Annotated in this window: 14 protein-coding genes, 1 tRNA gene and 1 rRNA gene (1 of these 16 only partly in view); 15 read left to right on the top strand and 1 reads right to left on the bottom strand. The window is 49.3% G+C overall.

The window, feature by feature from the left end; all coding sequences use genetic code 11:
- The 3 genes from FYJ34_RS02725 to FYJ34_RS02715 form a co-directional block, all read left to right on the top strand.
- Positions 1 to 2,750: ribosomal RNA gene (locus FYJ34_RS02725) — 23S ribosomal RNA — on the top strand (it extends 145 nt beyond the left edge of the window).
- Between the two features lie 71 nt (positions 2,751 to 2,821).
- Positions 2,822 to 2,893: transfer RNA gene (locus FYJ34_RS02720), tRNA-Asn, on the top strand.
- Between the two features lie 238 nt (positions 2,894 to 3,131).
- On the top strand, positions 3,132 to 3,737 hold the full coding sequence (locus tag FYJ34_RS02715) for a DUF3841 domain-containing protein (protein ID WP_154476053.1): 606 nt from the start codon (positions 3,132 to 3,134) through the stop codon (positions 3,735 to 3,737).
- Positions 3,738 to 3,846: 109 nt separating this feature from the next.
- Here FYJ34_RS02715 and ymfI read toward each other — a convergent pair whose 3' ends face one another.
- Complete coding sequence (gene ymfI, locus FYJ34_RS02710; RefSeq protein WP_154476051.1) at positions 3,847 to 4,581, bottom strand: elongation factor P 5-aminopentanone reductase; 735 nt, start codon at positions 4,579 to 4,581, stop codon at positions 3,847 to 3,849.
- 193 nt (positions 4,582 to 4,774) lie between these two features.
- Between ymfI and FYJ34_RS02705 the strand changes: the two genes are divergently transcribed.
- The 12 genes from FYJ34_RS02705 to FYJ34_RS02650 all read left to right on the top strand — a co-directional run bounded on the left by FYJ34_RS02705 (position 4,775) and on the right by FYJ34_RS02650 (position 16,472).
- Positions 4,775 to 5,311 carry an HD domain-containing protein gene (locus tag FYJ34_RS02705; protein ID WP_154476049.1) on the top strand — a complete coding sequence of 179 codons (537 nt, stop codon included), beginning with the start codon at positions 4,775 to 4,777 and terminating at the stop codon, positions 5,309 to 5,311.
- A gap of 8 nt (positions 5,312 to 5,319) precedes the next feature.
- Positions 5,320 to 5,964: a hypothetical protein gene (locus tag FYJ34_RS02700; RefSeq protein WP_154476047.1), complete on the top strand. Its 645-nt coding sequence runs from the start codon at positions 5,320 to 5,322 to the stop codon at positions 5,962 to 5,964.
- Between the two features lie 66 nt (positions 5,965 to 6,030).
- Entirely contained in the window at positions 6,031 to 6,549 is a 519-nt protein-coding gene (locus tag FYJ34_RS02695; protein WP_154478791.1) for a peptidylprolyl isomerase, read from the top strand.
- A 5-nt stretch (positions 6,550 to 6,554) separates the two neighbouring features.
- Positions 6,555 to 7,424 carry an energy-coupling factor transporter ATPase gene (locus FYJ34_RS02690; RefSeq protein ID WP_154476045.1) on the top strand — a complete coding sequence of 290 codons (870 nt, stop codon included), beginning with the start codon at positions 6,555 to 6,557 and terminating at the stop codon, positions 7,422 to 7,424.
- Complete coding sequence (locus FYJ34_RS02685; protein ID WP_154476043.1) at positions 7,409 to 8,263, top strand: energy-coupling factor transporter ATPase; 855 nt, start codon at positions 7,409 to 7,411, stop codon at positions 8,261 to 8,263. The genes FYJ34_RS02690 and FYJ34_RS02685 overlap by 16 nt, the downstream gene beginning before the upstream one ends.
- Positions 8,260 to 9,084, top strand: coding sequence for an energy-coupling factor transporter transmembrane component T family protein (locus tag FYJ34_RS02680; RefSeq protein WP_154476041.1), 825 nt, complete (start codon positions 8,260 to 8,262; stop codon positions 9,082 to 9,084). Before FYJ34_RS02685 ends, FYJ34_RS02680 begins: the two co-directional genes overlap by 4 nt.
- An 11-nt stretch (positions 9,085 to 9,095) precedes the next feature.
- Positions 9,096 to 9,872 (top strand): tRNA pseudouridine(38-40) synthase TruA, encoded by a 777-nt coding sequence (gene truA / locus FYJ34_RS02675; protein ID WP_154476039.1) that lies wholly within the window; start codon positions 9,096 to 9,098, stop codon positions 9,870 to 9,872.
- Positions 9,873 to 9,897: 25 nt separating this feature from the next.
- Positions 9,898 to 10,665: an acyl-CoA dehydratase activase gene (locus tag FYJ34_RS02670; protein WP_330582506.1), complete on the top strand. Its 768-nt coding sequence runs from the start codon at positions 9,898 to 9,900 to the stop codon at positions 10,663 to 10,665.
- Between the two features lie 129 nt (positions 10,666 to 10,794).
- Positions 10,795 to 12,777 carry a sodium-translocating pyrophosphatase gene (locus FYJ34_RS02665; RefSeq protein WP_154476037.1) on the top strand — a complete coding sequence of 661 codons (1,983 nt, stop codon included), beginning with the start codon at positions 10,795 to 10,797 and terminating at the stop codon, positions 12,775 to 12,777.
- 387 nt (positions 12,778 to 13,164) lie between these two features.
- On the top strand, positions 13,165 to 14,403 hold the full coding sequence (locus FYJ34_RS02660; protein WP_154476035.1) for a CobW family GTP-binding protein: 1,239 nt from the start codon (positions 13,165 to 13,167) through the stop codon (positions 14,401 to 14,403).
- 20 nt (positions 14,404 to 14,423) lie between these two features.
- Complete coding sequence (locus tag FYJ34_RS02655) at positions 14,424 to 15,365, top strand: TIGR03943 family putative permease subunit (RefSeq protein ID WP_154476033.1); 942 nt, start codon at positions 14,424 to 14,426, stop codon at positions 15,363 to 15,365.
- Between the two features lie 168 nt (positions 15,366 to 15,533).
- Positions 15,534 to 16,472 carry an ABC-2 transporter permease gene (locus FYJ34_RS02650; protein ID WP_154476031.1) on the top strand — a complete coding sequence of 313 codons (939 nt, stop codon included), beginning with the start codon at positions 15,534 to 15,536 and terminating at the stop codon, positions 16,470 to 16,472.
- Positions 16,473 to 16,503: the final 31 nt, after the last annotated feature.

Genomic DNA, 16,503 nt, shown 5'->3' with positions numbered 1-16,503 from the left:
GTCATCCTGACGCCAACACATAACGTCAGGAAGGGAACCCGGTGAACTGAAACATCTAAGTAGCCGGAGGAAAAGAAAACAAACGTGATTCCGGAAGTAGCGGCGAGCGAACCCGGAAGAGCCCAAACGTCCGTGCGAGCACGGGCGGGTTCGGACCGCAGAAGCTGAACTTCAACTTGAGCAGAATGGTTTTGGGAAAGCCAGCCAGAGAGGGTGAAAGCCCCGTAAGCGAAGAGAAGGAGACGGCAGCGGGATCCAGAGTACCACGAGACACGAGAAACCTTGTGGGAAGGAGCGGGGACCACCCCGTAAGGCTAAATACTCCTTAGTGACCGATAGCGCATAGTACTGTGAAGGAACGGTGAAAAGAACCCCGGGAGGGGAGTGAAAGAGAACCTGAAACCATATGTTTACAAGCTGTGGAACATCCATAAGAGATGAACCGCGTACTTTTTGTAGAACGGTCCGGCGAGTTACGCTGGCTGGCGAGGTTAAGTCTTAGAAGAGACGGAGCCGAAGGGAAACCAAGTCTGAAGAGGGCGAAAGAGTCAGTCGGAGTAGACCCGAAACCGGGTGATCTATCCATGTCCAGGTTGAAGTTGCCGTAAAAGGCAATGGAGGACCGAACCCACATCCGTTGAAAAGGGTGGGGATGAGGTGTGGATAGGGGAGAAATTCCAATCGAACCCGGAGATAGCTGGTTCTCCTCGAAATAGCTTTAGGGCTAGCCTCGAATCAAGTCTTGCGGAGGTAGAGCACTGAATTTCCTAGGGGGCGTCAAAGCTTACCGAAGAATATCAAACTCCGAATGCCGCGTAGATGATGAACGGGAGTCAGACTGTACGAGATAAGTTGGACAGTCGAAAGGGAAAGAGCCCAGACCTGCAGCTAAGGTCCCAAAATGTGTGTTAAGTGGAAAAGGATGTGGGATTTCAAAGACAACTAGGATGTTGGCTTAGAAGCAGCCATACATTCAAAGAGTGCGTAATAGCTCACTAGTCGAGAGGTCCTGCGCCGAAAATGTCCGGGGCTGAAACACACTACCGAAGCTCAGGAATCAATGAAGAATTGATTGGTAGAGGAGCATTGCTGATGTGAAGAAGCAGTACCGGAAGGAGCTGTGGAGTATCAGGAAGAGAGAATGCCGGAATGAGTAGCGAGAGGAAGGTGAGAATCCTTCCGGCCGAATATCCAAGGTTTCCAGAGTAAAGCTGATCTGCTCTGGGTAAGTCGGGGCCTAAGGCGAGGGCGAGAGCCGTAGTCGATGGAGAACAGGTAGAGATTCCTGTACCGCGATGGGACAGAACTGTGGGGACACACGTGGAAAGCATAAGCCGGGAATGGAAAGACCGGCGCAAGCGAGGTAGGAGCTGTAAAGGAAAAACCGTACAGCAATCTGAAGACGTGACGCGTACCGAAGAAGAGTAGGGAAGTATGTGAGCCATGTGTCAAGAAAAGCCGCTATTGTTTTCATCGCGCCCGTACCGTAAACCGACACAGGTGGATGAGGAGAGAATCCTAAGGCCGACGGGAGAAGCATTGTTAAGGAACTCGGCAAAATGACTCCGTAACTTCGGGAGAAGGAGTGCCAGAGGAATCTGGCCGCAGAGAATTGGCCCAAGCAACTGTTTAGCAAAAACACAGGTCTATGCAAAACCGAAAGGTGAGGTATATGGGCTGACGCCTGCCCGGTGCTGGAAGGTTAAGGGGAGAGGTTAGACGAAAGTCGAAGCTTTGAACTTAAGCCCCAGTAAACGGCGGCCGTAACTATAACGGTCCTAAGGTAGCGAAATTCCTTGTCGGGTAAGTTCCGACCCGCACGAAAGGCGTAATGATTTGGGCACTGTCTCAACAATGCACCCGGTGAAATTGAAATACCAGTGAAGATGCTGGTTACCTGCGCCAGGACGGAAAGACCCCATGGAGCTTTACTCCAGCTTGATACTGGGATTCGGTATTGTATGTACAGGATAGGTGGGAGACGAGGAAGTGATGACGCCAGTTGTCACAGAGTCGCTGTTGGGATACCACCCTTGCAGTATTGGATTTCTAACCAGAGGCCGTGAACCGGTCTGGGGACAATGTCAGGTGGGGAGTTTGACTGGGGCGGTCGCCTCCGAAAGGGTATCGGAGGCGCTCAAAGGTTCCCTCAGAATGGTTGGAAACCATTCGAAGAGTGCAAAGGCAGAAGGGAGCTTGACTGCGACACCGACGGGTGGAGCAGGTAGGAAACTAGGACTTAGTGATCCGGTGGTAGAAAGTGGGATTGCCATCGCTCAACGGATAAAAGCTACCCTGGGGATAACAGGCTTATCACTCCCAAGAGTTCACATCGACGGAGTGGTTTGGCACCTCGATGTCGGCTCATCGCATCCTGGGGCTGAAGTAGGTCCCAAGGGTTGGGCTGTTCGCCCATTAAAGCGGTACGCGAGCTGGGTTCAGAACGTCGTGAGACAGTTCGGTCCCTATCCGGCGTGGGCGTAGGATATTTGAGAGGAGCTGTCCTTAGTACGAGAGGACCGGGATGGACTGGCCGCTGGTGTATCTGTTGCATTACCAAGTGCATGGCAGAGTAGCCAAGCCGGGACGGGATAAACGCTGAAGGCATCTAAGCGTGAAGCCCCCCTCAAGATGAGATATCCCTACGAAAGTAGTAAGACCCCTTGAAGACGACGAGGTAGATAGGGCAGAGGTGGAAGTGCAGTAATGTATGGAGCTGACTGCTACTAATCGGTCGAGGGCATGACCGAAAGGGAATCGGTAGAAGACGGATGCTTAACTTGTATGTGGTTTTGAAGGTACATGGAGAATAGAAGAATGATCCTCGATAGCTCAGCGGTAGAGCATTCGGCTGTTAACCGAAGGGTCGTTGGTTCAAACCCAACTCGGGGAGTTTTGTCCTGCAGATATCTGTCTGCAGGATTTTTTGTGTAATTTTATGAGGTATCTGATAAAGCTGTAGGATCTTTTGATTTTCTATATACTAGTTCCGCATACTAAAAAAGAAGACAACAGAAGGGAAGGGGTAAGGAAAAGAAATTTCCCTTGAGGAGAAGGTCAGATGGGACTATACTGTTAAAAACAGCGAGAAGGCAAAAAAGAAAAAGGAAAGAGAAAAGAAAGGAGAATACATGGAAGAAACGGTTCGTCTGTATACCAGACAGAATGATAAAACCTTGAGAGCCCTAGAAAGAGACGGAAGAATTTTAAATCACAGAGCTTATGTGGAAATGCATTTTGGCAGCATTGCACCTTTGTTTCTGGAGAGCTATGACTGGTTCACGAAAGAGGCGCAAAAGATCGTACCCAAGCCGGAATATGCGCAGGCCTCTATCTGGTGTTCTATCAGTGCACAGAACTGTTTGAAACCAATTGACGGAACAGTCGTTTATGTGCTGGATGTTCCCAAAAATCAAATTGTGTATTTTGACGAAGTGAAATGGGATTATGTGTTAAATCGAATCTACCTTCCCAAAGATGCTAAAGATGATGCAAAGTACAAGCAGGAATTGAAGGAAAGAGGATTTAAGAGCCGATTTGAATTTTTTGAAGGTAGGTATAAAGGCTTATATCCGGAGGAAGAAAAACGGATCATAGACAGTTGGAAGAGGGTTTTTGAAATCGAGGAATGGAGTATTTTCAGGGTTTGTGGAAATATTTGGGAGATCAAAAAAGAATGGGTACATAAGATTGTCCACCCCAATGAACCGATAGAAGATGCATCGGACAGGGTGTAGATTTTGCGAGGTTCAAAAGTAGAAGAAACAAGAACGGAAGAGAAGTGTCGTGCGGCTGAAGCCTCCTTTTTGCTGAGAGGAAATGGAGGAGAAGCTGAAGACGGAATGTCTAACAGAATCCTCCATCCACCCCAATGATCTGCCCCGTCAGATAAGAAGGAGCTTCTGCCAGCGTATAGATGGCCAGAGCAGCCTCTTCGGGAGTGCCAAATCGTCCCATGGGGATGTCTTCTTGAAGCTGCATCCGCTCTTCCTCGGAAAGATGATGGTTCATAGAAGTGTCGATGGCGCCGAAGGCCAGAGCATTTACCTGGATATTGCTGGGAGCCAGTTCCTTTGCCAGGGCACGGGTCAGTCCGTTGACGCCGGATTTGGCTGCGGAATAAGCTACTTCACAGGAAGCGCCTGTGCTCCCCCAGATAGAAGAAATATTTATGATTTTTCCACGTTTTTGACGGATCATGGGGGGAAGCGCCTCCTGACAGCAATAGAAGACAGAAGACAGGTTGGTATGTAAAACAGTTTCCCAATCTTCGGAGGCCATATCAGTAAACAAGCCAACATAAGAAATTCCGGTATTATTTACCAGAACATCCAAAGCAGGACAGATTTCATAAACCTTTTGAAAAAGTGACTGTACGTCCTGCCGGCAGCTAAGATCCGCAGACAGGATATGACAGGGGGCTCCGTAAGAATTCGACAGTTCCTCTTTTAGTTGAAGCAGTCGATCTGGGTGTTTGTGACAATGGGCGATGACGTGATATCCTTTTGCAGCAAACAGGAGTGCGGTAGGATAGCCGATGCCGCCGGAGGCTCCTGTGATCAATACAAATTTTTCTTTCATAGAGGTATCCTTTCTTTTCTGCCATACGCCATTTCCATCGTAGATCCAGAGCAGAGAAAAATCCGCCGGATGTGGCAGGAGGGCTCTTTGCAGGGATTCTCTACCATTATATATCGGAATCATTGCCAATTAAAGTCCTAAGTGATATGATTTATCTGTCAGTCCGGTCAGGATCAAAAGAAAGAGGTGCAAGATGTTAAAAAAAGCGCTGGATTTTGCGGCGAGAGCACATGCAGGGCAGGTTAGAAAAGGCACAAAAAAACCGTATATCGTACACCCCATAGAAGTAGGAGAAATCGTGCAAACGATGACGGAAGACGAAGAAGTCATCTGTGCGGCTCTTCTGCACGATACGATAGAAGACTGTAAGGGAGTTACCTGGGAAGTGCTCCGTGACCAATTTACGAAGCGGATAGCGGATCTGGTGGCAAGTGAAAGTGAAGATAAGACAAAGGGATGGATGGAACGAAAGCAAGCTACCATCAGGCACATGGCGGAATGTGAAAAAGAAGTGAAGATGATCGCTCTGGCGGATAAGCTGTCAAATATGCGGGATATAGACCGAGATTATCCGGTTGCAGGGGAGGAACTCTGGAACCGTTTCCGGATGAAGGAAAAAGAAGTGATCGGCTGGTACTATAAGGGGGTCAGAGACGCGCTGAGAGGGGACTTTCAGGGAGTGGCTGCCTATGAGGAATACTGCAGGCTGATCGATAAAAATTTTGGATAAGGACGTATATGAAAAAGGAAGTAAGATATTTTACCATTGGGAACAGCTACGGAGGGAATCAGGATTGGTTCACCAATATAGTCATGCGTATAGGCGGCTGTGCAGCGGCGACTGCTTGTGACAGCTGTATTTATTTTGCAAAAGAAAAAGGACTTTCCAGTCTCTATCCGCTGGGAGAGGTAGATCGGTTGGATCGGGAAGCCTATAAAACATTCAGTCAGAAGATGAAGCCCTATATCAGACCGAGAATGTCAGGGGTGAAAAGATTAAGCTGGTATATAGACGGAATGGAAAAATATATAGAGGATCATCAGAGGAAGACAGATGGGCGAAGATTGGCGCTGGAGGGCTTTTCGGGGGACCGCTCCTACGAGGAAGCCGTACAGATGGTGAAAAGCCAGTTGGAGCAGGAACTTCCTATTCCGTATCTGATGCTACAGCACAAGGACAAAGCACTGTTTCGGGATTTTATCTGGCACTGGTTTCTGATCACAGGCTACGAGGAAAGCCCGGAAGGGATCTATCTTTTGGCAGCTACTTACGGCAAAAAACATAGATTACCTTTTTGGAAACTGTGGAATACAGGCAGTGAGGAAAAGGGAGGGATGATCCGGTATTCTTTCAGGGAAAAAGAAGTCGGTTCTTTACGATAAACGGAAAATCCGTTACAATAGTGCATACACGAAGAAAACTACTGAAAAGAGAAAAGGAGAAAAATGATGGAATATCCAGTTATTACGATTGAAATGGAAAATGGAGACAAGATGGTAGGAGAATTGTATCCCGATGTGGCTCCCAATACGGTAAACAATTTTATATCCCTGATCAATAAGGGGTATTACGACGGAATCATTTTCCACCGTGTCATCAGCGGATTTATGATCCAGGGAGGATGTCCGGACGGAAGCGGGGCAGGAGGTCCCGGCTATAGTATTAAGGGAGAATTTTCACAGAATGGTTTCAAGAATGAGCTGAAGCACGAGCCGGGAGTACTTTCCATGGCGCGGACGATGGTGCCGGATTCTGCCGGTTCTCAGTTTTTTATCATGCATCAGACATCGCCGCATCTGGATGGGGCTTACGCTGCATTTGGAAGGATCACGGAAGGGATGGAGGTTGTGAATAAAATCGCGGGAGTCCAGACTGATTTCAGAGACCGGCCATTGGAAGAGCAGAAGATCAAAACCATCACAGTAGATACAAAGGGAATCGAATACCCACAGCCGGAGAGAGTATAGAACACATGACGCAAAGGGAAAAAAGACCGATAGTAGAAACGGAGCATCTGATTTTTGAATATGAAAAGCAGGATGAAGAAGGAAACGTAACCCAAGTATCCAGAGCCATTGATGACGTCAATATCCGGATGGAAGAGGGAAGCTTCGTAGCTATTTTAGGGCACAACGGATCGGGAAAATCGACGCTGGCAAAGCATCTGAATGCTATTTTGGTTCCCACGGGGGGAAGTGTCTGGGTGGACGGCAGAGATACCAGAAAACCGGAAGAACTGTGGAATGTCAGACAGACGGCCGGCATGGTTTTTCAGAACCCGGACAACCAGATCATTGGAACGGTGGTAGAAGAAGACGTGGGGTTTGGCCCGGAAAATCTGGGAGTCCCCAAGGACGAGATATGGACAAGGGTGGAGGACAGCCTTCGATCCGTGGGAATGCTGAACTATCGGCATCACTCTCCCAACAAGCTGTCGGGAGGACAGAAGCAAAGAGTGGCCATCGCAGGTGTGGTGGCAATGGAGCCGAAATGCATTGTACTGGATGAACCTACGGCCATGCTGGATCCGGTGGGAAGACGGGAAGTTCTGAAGACGGTACAGCGTCTGAGAAGAGAAAAACGTGTGACAGTGATCCTGATCACACACTATATGGAAGAAGTAGTGGATGCAGACCGGATCTGGGTGATGGATCATGGCCATGTGGTCATGGAAGGAACGCCCCGGGAGATTTTTTCGCAGGTGGAATTGCTGAAAAAATACCGTTTGGATGTTCCGCAGGTGACGATACTGGCAGAGGAACTGAGGAAAAAGGGAATAGATATACCGCATGGGATCCTGCGAAGGGAAGAATTGGTGGAAGCATTATGTCAATCAGACTAGAACATATAGAGTATGTTTACGGGCAGAAAACAGCATACGAAAAAAAAGCATTGAAAGATATCTGCCTGGAGATCCAAACAGGTGAATTTGTGGGAGTCATCGGACATACCGGATCGGGCAAATCCACCTTGATACAGCATCTGAACGGATTGATACGGGCGACTGGCGGCAGCTATTATTATGAGGGAAAGAATGTCTACGAAGATGGATATGATATGAAGCGGCTTCGCACGGAGGTGGGGCTGGTGTTTCAGTATCCGGAGCATCAGCTGTTTGAGGCCGATGTTTTGACAGACGTCTGTTTTGGCCCGAAAAATCAGGGGCTGACGGAGGAGGAATGCAAAGACAGAGCACTGATGGCGCTAAGGTCTGTAGGCCTGAAAGAAAAGTATTACCAGCGCTCTCCGTTTGATCTTTCGGGCGGGCAAAAAAGAAGGGTGGCGATTGCAGGAGTTTTGGCAATGCAGCCGAAGGTACTGGTGCTGGACGAGCCTACGGCAGGACTGGATCCCAGGGGAAGAGAGGAGATCCTGGATCAAATAAGAAAGCTTCACCGGGACAGAAACCTGACCGTCATTCTGGTATCTCACAGCATGGAAGATATTGCGGAGTACGCAGACCGGATCGTGGTTATGAACCAGGGTGAGATCTGCTATAACGATAAGCCGCAGGAGGTGTTTTCCCACTATAGGGAGTTGGAAAAGATAGGACTTCTGGCTCCTCAGGTGACCTACGTTATGGGAGAGCTGAAAAGAAGAGGACTTTCTGTTTCACCGGATGTAACGACGGTGGAGGAAGCGGCAGAGGAGATCCTAAAGGCATTGGAGAAGAAGGCATGATTCGAGATATTACCATAGGACAGTATTATCCGGCAGACAGTCCGCTGCACCGGTTAGATCCCAGAGTGAAGCTGGTATCTACCATGTTGTTTTTAATTTCATTGTTTCTGTTTCGGAATATACCGGGATATCTGGTTGCCACACTGTTTTTGTGGGGGATCATCCGGTGCTCCAGGGTCCCTTTTTTCTATATTGTAAAGGGGCTGAAGCCGGTTGTGATGCTGCTTCTTATCACAGTGCTGTTCAATCTGTTTTTGAGCCGCCAGGGGGAGATCCTCTTTCATTGGTGGATCTTCACCGTCACAGACGAAGGCCTGAGGACGGCAGTCTATATGGCAGTTCGGCTGATCTATTTGATCGTGGGATCCTCTATCATGACGTTTGTGACTACACCCAATGAGCTGACGGATGGGATCGAAAGGTTATTATCCCCTCTGAATAAGATCCGGGTTCCGGTACATGAAATAGCTATGATGATGTCTATTGCCCTGCGTTTTATCCCCATTTTGCTGGAGGAGACCGACAAGATCATGAAAGCGCAGCTGGCAAGAGGAGCAGATCTGGAAAACGGCAACATCCTGCAAAGGGCAAAAAATATGATCCCGATCCTGGTGCCTCTTTTTGTATCCGCTTTTCGGCGCGCCAATGATCTGGCTATGGCAATGGAAGCAAGATGCTACAGGGGAGGAGCGGGGAGAACAAAGATGAAACCGCTGCAGTACAGAAAATGGGATGGGATCGCATATGGGATCGTGTGTGCGTATATGATTGCGGCCATTGCGGCAGGGCGCTTTTTGCCCTTACGACTTTGGATATTTTAGAAGGGACAGACATGAAAAGAGTCAGACTGGTGATCGCCTATGACGGAACGGACTACTGTGGATGGCAGATTCAGCCAAATGGCATTACCGTGGAAGAAGTACTGAATAAAACGATAGAGAAGGTTACGGGAGAAAGCTGTTGCGTGATCGGAGCAAGCAGGACGGATTCCGGCGTGCATGCGCGGGGAAATGTGGCGGTGTTTGATACCTGCTCCACCATTCCGCCGGAAAGGATGGCGCATGCGATCAATCGGAAGCTGCCAAAGGATATCGTGATCCGACATTCGGATGAAGTGGAGCCTTCCTGGCATCCCAGATACCAGGAGAGGATCCTTAAAAGATACTCTTATCATATTTGGAATGCAGCATGGATCGATCCATTGAGATCCAGATACTGCGCCCATGTTTCGTTTCCGCTGGACATTGAAAAAATGGAACAGGGAGCAGGATATCTGCTGGGGACCCATGATTTTGCAAGCTTTTGCAACATTCACACCCAGGTCAGAAATACCGTCCGGAGGATCGATGAGATCCGGATTCAGAAAGCAGGCTCTGAGATCACGATCCAGGTATGTGGAAACGGATTTTTGTATCATATGGTTCGGATCATAGCCGGTACACTGATCCGGGTAGGCCGTGGCTTTTATCCGCCGGAAAGAGTGGGAGAGATCCTGGAGCAGAAGCTGCGGACGGAGGCAGGTGTTACAGCTCCGCCGGAAGGGCTGGTGCTGGAAGAAATCTGCTACGATTCGCAAGAGGAATCAGGAAGAATCAAAAAAGGCCGGTAGTCCGGCGAAGAAAGAGGTGAAGACGGTGAATTACGTGGGGATCGATATCGGATCCACGGCCTCCAAGGTGGTGGCACAAAAGGAAGGGCAGGAGACTTGTTATTTCGTTTTGCCGACAGGATGGAACAGCCGGGAGACGACGGAAAAGATCCGGCAGATTCTGAAAGAAAAAGAGATCGAGGTGGAAGCAGCAGACAGCAAAGTGGTGGCGACAGGATATGGACGGGTTGCGGTGAACTTTGCAGACCATGTGATCACGGAGATCACCTGCCACGCAAGAGGCGGACGCGAACTGGCGGGGGAAGACTGCGGGATCATCGATGTAGGCGGGCAGGATACTAAAGTGATCCTGGTGGAAAATGGAATGGTAAAGGATTTTATCATGAATGATAAATGTTCTGCCGGGACGGGAAAGTTCCTGGAGGTGATGGCAAATCGTCTGGGGATCACGCTGGAAGAATTGTTTGATCTGGCACAAAAAGGAAAAGTAGCGCCCATCAGCTCCCTCTGTACCGTATTTGCAGAATCCGAAGTGATCAGCTATATCGGAGAGGGAAGGAGCAGAGAGGATATTGCGGCGGGAGTAGTGGATTCTGTAGCAATGAAAGTAAGCCAGCTGGTGGGAAAAAAGACGCTTCCGGCCAGAGTGATCCTGACCGGCGGACTCAGCGAAAATAGATATTTTGCCCAAATTTTAAGTGAAAAATTAAACTATCCGGTGGAACCTACGGAGAAGGGAAGATACGCAGGTGCAAGGGGAGCCATGCTGTTGGCCAGAGAAAAGTCCAGATAAGGGCTTTTTCTCTTTTTGTGAAAATTGACAGAATTTTTTATGGACTGAAAAAGAAACAGAAAAAATCTTTGCAAAAGTAAGTTTTATGATAGAATAATAGTACAATAAATCTGTGGGAGGATGAAAAAAATGGAAATGTTACTGAAGGTAGTCCCCTTTCTGGGACTGATCGCTTTGGCGTTTGCAGGGATGCTTGCAGTCAAAGTCGGCAGACAGGGAGCGGGGACAGACAGGATGAAGGAGATCGCCAAGGCGATCAGCGAGGGAGCGCAGGCTTTTCTCATGGCAGAATACAAGATTTTGGTCTGCTTTGTGGTAGTGCTGTTCCTGCTGATCGGACTGGGGATCGGCAACTGGGTAACGGCAGTTTGCTTCGTGGGAGGAGCTGTATTTTCCACACTGGCAGGATTCTGTGGGATGAATGTGGCTACCAAGGCCAATGTGCGCACGGCGAATGCGGCGCGGGAGGGCGGCATGAACAAGGCCCTGTCCATTGCGTTTGCAGGCGGAACAGTCATGGGGATGTGCGTGGCAGGACTTGGGGTTCTGGGAGTGAGCGCTATCTATATCCTGACCGGGAACGTGGAGGTGCTTTCCGGATTCAGTCTGGGAGCGTCTTCGATCGCACTGTTTGCCCGTGTAGGCGGCGGGATCTATACCAAGGCAGCCGATGTGGGAGCAGACCTGGTAGGGAAGGTAGAAGCGGGAATTCCTGAGGACGATCCGAGAAATCCGGCGGTGATCGCGGATAACGTAGGCGACAACGTAGGAGACGTTGCCGGAATGGGAGCAGACCTGTTTGAATCCTATGTAGGAGCGCTGATCTCTGCCGTGACATTGGGAATCGTATATTTTAAAGGCGAGGGAGCCATCTTCCCTCTGGCGATTGCCGGACTGGGACTTCTAGCCTCTATTCTGGGTACATTTTTTGTACGGGGCGATGACAATTCGGATCCTCACAAGGCATTGAAAATGGGATCCTATGTATCCAGCGCGCTGGTACTAGTAGCAGCTTTTGTACTAAGCCGGATGTTATTTGGAGACTTCAAGGCAGCGGTTGCTATCGTATCCGGATTGGTGGTAGGCGTTTTGATCGGAATCATTACAGAGGTTTATACATCGGGAGATTATAAGTCGGTGAAGCAGATCGCAGAGCAGTCTGAAACAGGTACGGCAACCACGATCATCAGCGGACTTGCAGTGGGAATGAAATCCACAGCCATTCCGATCCTTCTGATCTGTGCCGGGATCTTTTTATCCTATCAGTTCTGCGGGCTTTACGGGATCGCATTGGCAGCGGTAGGGATGCTGTCTACTACGGCGATCACAGTTGCGGTAGATGCGTACGGCCCCATCGCAGACAATGCAGGCGGGATCGCAGAGATGGCGGGACTGGATAAGAGCGTCAGAAAAATCACTGACAAGCTGGATGCCGTAGGAAATACGACGGCGGCTATGGGAAAAGGGTTTGCCATTGGATCCGCGGCTTTGACGGCTTTGGCGTTGTTCGTATCTTATGCGGAGTCTGTAAAGCTGAAAAACATTGACATTCTGGACAGCAGAGTTATCATCGGGCTGTTTATCGGAGGGATGCTTCCGTTCCTGTTCTCTGCCATGACGATGGAATCCGTATCAAAGGCGGCTTATCAGATGATCGAGGAAGTGCGCAGACAGTTTAGGAGCATAGAGGGGATCATGGAAGGAAAGACCAAGCCGGATTATAAGTCCTGTGTTGCCATTTCCACGACGGCAGCGCTGAAAGAAATGCTGGTACCGGGGATTATGGCAGTAGTGGCGCCTCTGGCAGTAGGATTGCTTTTGGGCCCCAATGCATTGGGAGGTCTTCTGGCAGGCGCTCTGGTGACCGGAGTTATGATGGCTGTATTTATGTCCAATGCCGGAGGAGCCTGGGATAATGCTAAAAAGTACATCGAAGAAGGCAACCACGGCGGAAAGGGAAGCGAAGCGCATAAGGCGGCGGTTGTAGGAGATACGGTAGGAGATCCTTTCAAGGACACTTCAGGACCGTCCATCAATATTCTGATCAAACTAATGACCATCGTTTCTCTGGTATTTGCACCACTGTTTTTAAGTATAGGAGGAATCCTGTAGGACGGCGAAAGATATCGGGACAAGCGGCAGAAATACGTGGCAGCTTTGCCGGACAGATGAAAGAAAAAAAGAGAAGAAAAATACGAGACCTTCGGGAGCTGTTCCCGGAGGTCTTGCGCATTTTGCGGGAAATTACCTTCCGTGGAAACCTGGTTCTGGGAAAACTGCGCTGCGACCGTGTAAAACTATACCGCAAAATCGGGCCGCCGCAGATGGGGAATCTCTCATTACCGGACGCTTTGCCAGGATAGGAGATTCTTCCGGGATTCTAAAAGGATTGTGAAAAAAGCATGAAGAATCGTACAGTGTCGAAGATTTGTGGTAAAATGAGTTATGTCACACCATAAAGTTAGTATCAAGTAACCAATGGCAAAAGGAGAGTTTTTTATGATTCGGGTAAATATCATTTCAGGATTTTTGGGAGCAGGCAAGACCACCTTTATCAAACGGCTGATTCAGGAAGCCTTTCAGGGGGAAAAGCTGGTTTTGATCGAGAATGAATTTGGAGAGATCGGGATAGACGGAGAATTTTTAAAAGATGCGGGAATTGAGATCACGGAGATGAATTCCGGGTGCATCTGCTGTACATTGGTGGGTGATTTTGGAAAGGCGCTGCGGCAGGTGATGGATACCTACGCACCGGACAGGATCCTGATCGAACCGTCCGGTGTGGGAAAATTGTCGGATGTAATAAAAGCGGTAAGGAATCTGCAAGAGGACGAGATTGTAATAGAGGGCGCTGTGGCGGTCGTAGACGGGAAAAAGGCAGAGCTGTACCTGGAAAATTTCGGAGAATTCTATGAAAATCAGGTGAGACATGCAACAACAGTGGTACTGAGCCGTACACAGATGATGGAAGAGGAAGCTGTCAAAAGATGTGTATCCGTTCTGCGCCGCATCAACGGAGAGGCGCCCTTTGTCACCACAGAATGGAGCAAATTGGGAAAGGATGCACTGCTGGGGGCGCTGGAAGGGAATCGGGAGCCGGAAGGATTTCTGAGAGCAGAGGAGGCACATGCGCACGGAGAGTGTTGCAGCTACGGACACGAAGGGCATTTTCATGCAGAAGCATGTGGCCATGGACAGGGAGAAACGGGTACCTGCAAGGGAGAGCATGACTTGGAAGAGCACGGGAAAGGATGCTGTGGGCATGGGCACCATCACTCGGAAGGAGCATGCGGTCACAAACATCCGGAAGAGCAGAAGGGATGCTGTGGGAATGGTCGCCATCACTCGGAAGGAGCATGTGATCACAAACATTCGGAAGAGCAGCAGGGGTGCTGTGGCCATGGACACCACCATCACCACCGTCATGCGCACGATCATCACCATCACCACCATCATCATGCAGATGAAGTGTTCACAAGCTGGGGGAAGGAGACAGTACACAGATACACAGAGGCGGAACTGGAGTTCCTTTTGAAAGCGCTTTCGGAGGCGGAAGGATATGGGACGATCCTGCGGGCCAAAGGAATCTTACAGATGGAAGACGGAGGGTGGAAGCAGTTTGACCTGATTCCGGGAGAGTATGAAGTAAGAGAAGGAAAAGCAGACTATACGGGCAGATTTTGCGTGATCGGAACAGGCTTGGCAGAAGAAGAGCTGGGACGACTGTTCTGTGTGTAACGCAGAGGGAAGAGGAAACGATGAAAAAACCGGTATTTGTATGTACAGGGTTTTTGGACAGCGGGAAGACGACGCTGATCAGAGAAACTCTGATGGAGCAGGAATGGATGGAAAAAGGCAGGACGCTTTTGATTCTCTGTGAAGAAGGAGAAGTGTCTTACCCGGAAGCGTACAAGAAGGAAAAAGAGATCACGCTGGTAAGAGTCAGGGATTTTTCGGAATTGACACCGGAGATGCTGAAAAAATGGGACAGAGAGCAGGAGCCGGTACAGGTGATTCTGGAGTTTAATGGAATGTGGAGTCTGAAAAATCTGACGGCTGTGCCATTTCCAGAGAACTGGGAACTGCAGGGAGTCTATTCAACAGTCAACGGTCAGACGCTGCAGCTGTATCTGGATAATATGCGGAATCTTCTAATGGAGCAGTTATTGCTGTCCGATCTGGTGGTGGTAAACCGGTGCGGAAAAGAGGTCAACCGTTCGGGCTTCCGCCGGGCTGTGAGGATCCAGAATCCTGCGACCCAGGTGATCTTTGAGGATCTTGACGGAAAGATCATTCAGGAAACAAAAGAAGATCTTCCTTACAGGACGGACGGGTCCAGGATCGTTGTGGAGGATGATGACTTTGGCATCTGGTATGCAGACGCCTATGATCATCCGGAGCGGTATCAGGATAAGGAAATCGAGTTTACAGCACAGAGCTTCCGAACGGAAAGAATGGCAGAGGGAATCTTTGCTCCTGTGCGTAAGATCATGACCTGCTGCGCGGCAGACGTGAGGTTTTATGGATATCCCTGCAGATACGACAGAAAGGTTTCCATAAAAAACGGAAAGTGGGTGCGGGTACGGGTAAGGTACGATTTCCAGCCGACGGGAGAAGGGGGCCAGTACCAGCCGATCCTGCATCTTTTACAGATAAAACCGGCAAGAAAACCAGAGCAGGAAGTGGTATACCTGGGATAGGGATGGCAGAAAAAGCGTGTGCGGCAGACCGGATCATACATCTGTAAAAAGCACAGACTGATTTTTTTCATGGAAAAAATCTCCGGATAATGGTATAATGGCGTTTCAACAAAAGAAATTATAAGAGGACGGCGTAAAAGCCGGAGGAACAAAGGAGAGAAAATAGAAATGGATCAAATGATAGAACAAGGGAAGTCTTTGCTGTTTGAGCTGGTTCCGTCCAGCCGCAGCATAGGAGGAACTTTCACACAGGTCGTACTGGCATCTGCAATCATAAGCATTGTAGTGGGATTGTTGTTGTGCTTTTTTGGATATAAGCTTTTCCGTATCTTTGCTGCTTTGTCGGGCCTGATTGCAGGAATGGCAGCAGGGAGCGCAGTTGTTTTGCTGATGAATCTGGAAGGGACCACAGCTACGGCAGTGATCCTGGGCAGCAGCGTACTGCTGTGCATACTTTGTGCAGTGTTTCGGAGGATCGGAGCCTTTGTCCTTACGGGCGTTTATGGAATGGCGACGGTAGCCGCCATACAGATGTTCTTCGGAAGGAGCGCTGAGATCGTCGTTTTGATCGGAGCGGGGATCATCACGGTGCTGGCTGTGCTGGCGGCAATCTTTCTGACACCTATGATCATGACGGTGACAGGTATTGCCGGCGGACTCATGACAGGCACTTCACTGGTGTTTTTGGCAGAACAGGTTTTGGACATCACTCTGCAGCCCATCGTAGGATATGCGGTAGGAGGGATTCTGGCAATTCTCGGAATCTGGATTCAATTTATCCTGCACTCCAGGAAAGTAGGACGGCACGAAAAAGTTTACGCCAGAAAGATCAAAGAGGAAGAATCCAGAGAGTCGGAAATTGAACAGGCAAGAAGGATCCTGGAGGAAGACGGCACAGAGGAGGAAAGCCTTGAAGATTCCCAGGAGATTCTCCTTCTGGAAGGGGAGGAGCTGGAACAAAAGACAGTATGGTCAGAAGAGGAAGCAGAGGAAAAAGAAGGGGTAGAAGGAGAAAAGAAGACCCGCAAGAAAAAGGCGGGGAAAGAAGAAGCGGGAGAGAAGGAGAGCCAGGAAGAAGAATTTGTCATTTTTGATCTGGATGACTAGAATACGCATGTCAGAAGAGGAAAGGGGGAAC

The sequence above is a fragment of the Suipraeoptans intestinalis genome (genome assembly GCF_009696485.1).
Lineage (GTDB): Bacteria > Bacillota > Clostridia > Lachnospirales > Lachnospiraceae > Suipraeoptans > Suipraeoptans intestinalis.
The sequence above is the reverse complement of the archived record's forward strand: the minus strand, read 5'-3'. Positions and strand labels throughout refer to the sequence as shown.

Coding starts and splice junctions, on each gene's coding strand:
- FYJ34_RS02655 (WP_154476033.1), top strand. CDS start 14,424: ATGAAAAAACCGGTATTTGTATGTACAGGGTTTTTGGACAGCGGGAAG.
- FYJ34_RS02665 (WP_154476037.1), top strand. CDS start 10,795: ATGGAAATGTTACTGAAGGTAGTCCCCTTTCTGGGACTGATCGCTTTG.
- ymfI (WP_154476051.1), bottom strand. CDS start 4,581: ATGAAAGAAAAATTTGTATTGATCACAGGAGCCTCCGGCGGCATCGGC.
- FYJ34_RS02705 (WP_154476049.1), top strand. CDS start 4,775: ATGTTAAAAAAAGCGCTGGATTTTGCGGCGAGAGCACATGCAGGGCAG.
- FYJ34_RS02690 (WP_154476045.1), top strand. CDS start 6,555: ATGACGCAAAGGGAAAAAAGACCGATAGTAGAAACGGAGCATCTGATT.
- FYJ34_RS02715 (WP_154476053.1), top strand. CDS start 3,132: ATGGAAGAAACGGTTCGTCTGTATACCAGACAGAATGATAAAACCTTG.
- FYJ34_RS02685 (WP_154476043.1), top strand. CDS start 7,409: ATGTCAATCAGACTAGAACATATAGAGTATGTTTACGGGCAGAAAACA.
- FYJ34_RS02695 (WP_154478791.1), top strand. CDS start 6,031: ATGGAATATCCAGTTATTACGATTGAAATGGAAAATGGAGACAAGATG.
- FYJ34_RS02660 (WP_154476035.1), top strand. CDS start 13,165: ATGATTCGGGTAAATATCATTTCAGGATTTTTGGGAGCAGGCAAGACC.
- truA (WP_154476039.1), top strand. CDS start 9,096: ATGAAAAGAGTCAGACTGGTGATCGCCTATGACGGAACGGACTACTGT.
- FYJ34_RS02700 (WP_154476047.1), top strand. CDS start 5,320: ATGAAAAAGGAAGTAAGATATTTTACCATTGGGAACAGCTACGGAGGG.
- FYJ34_RS02680 (WP_154476041.1), top strand. CDS start 8,260: ATGATTCGAGATATTACCATAGGACAGTATTATCCGGCAGACAGTCCG.
- FYJ34_RS02650 (WP_154476031.1), top strand. CDS start 15,534: ATGGATCAAATGATAGAACAAGGGAAGTCTTTGCTGTTTGAGCTGGTT.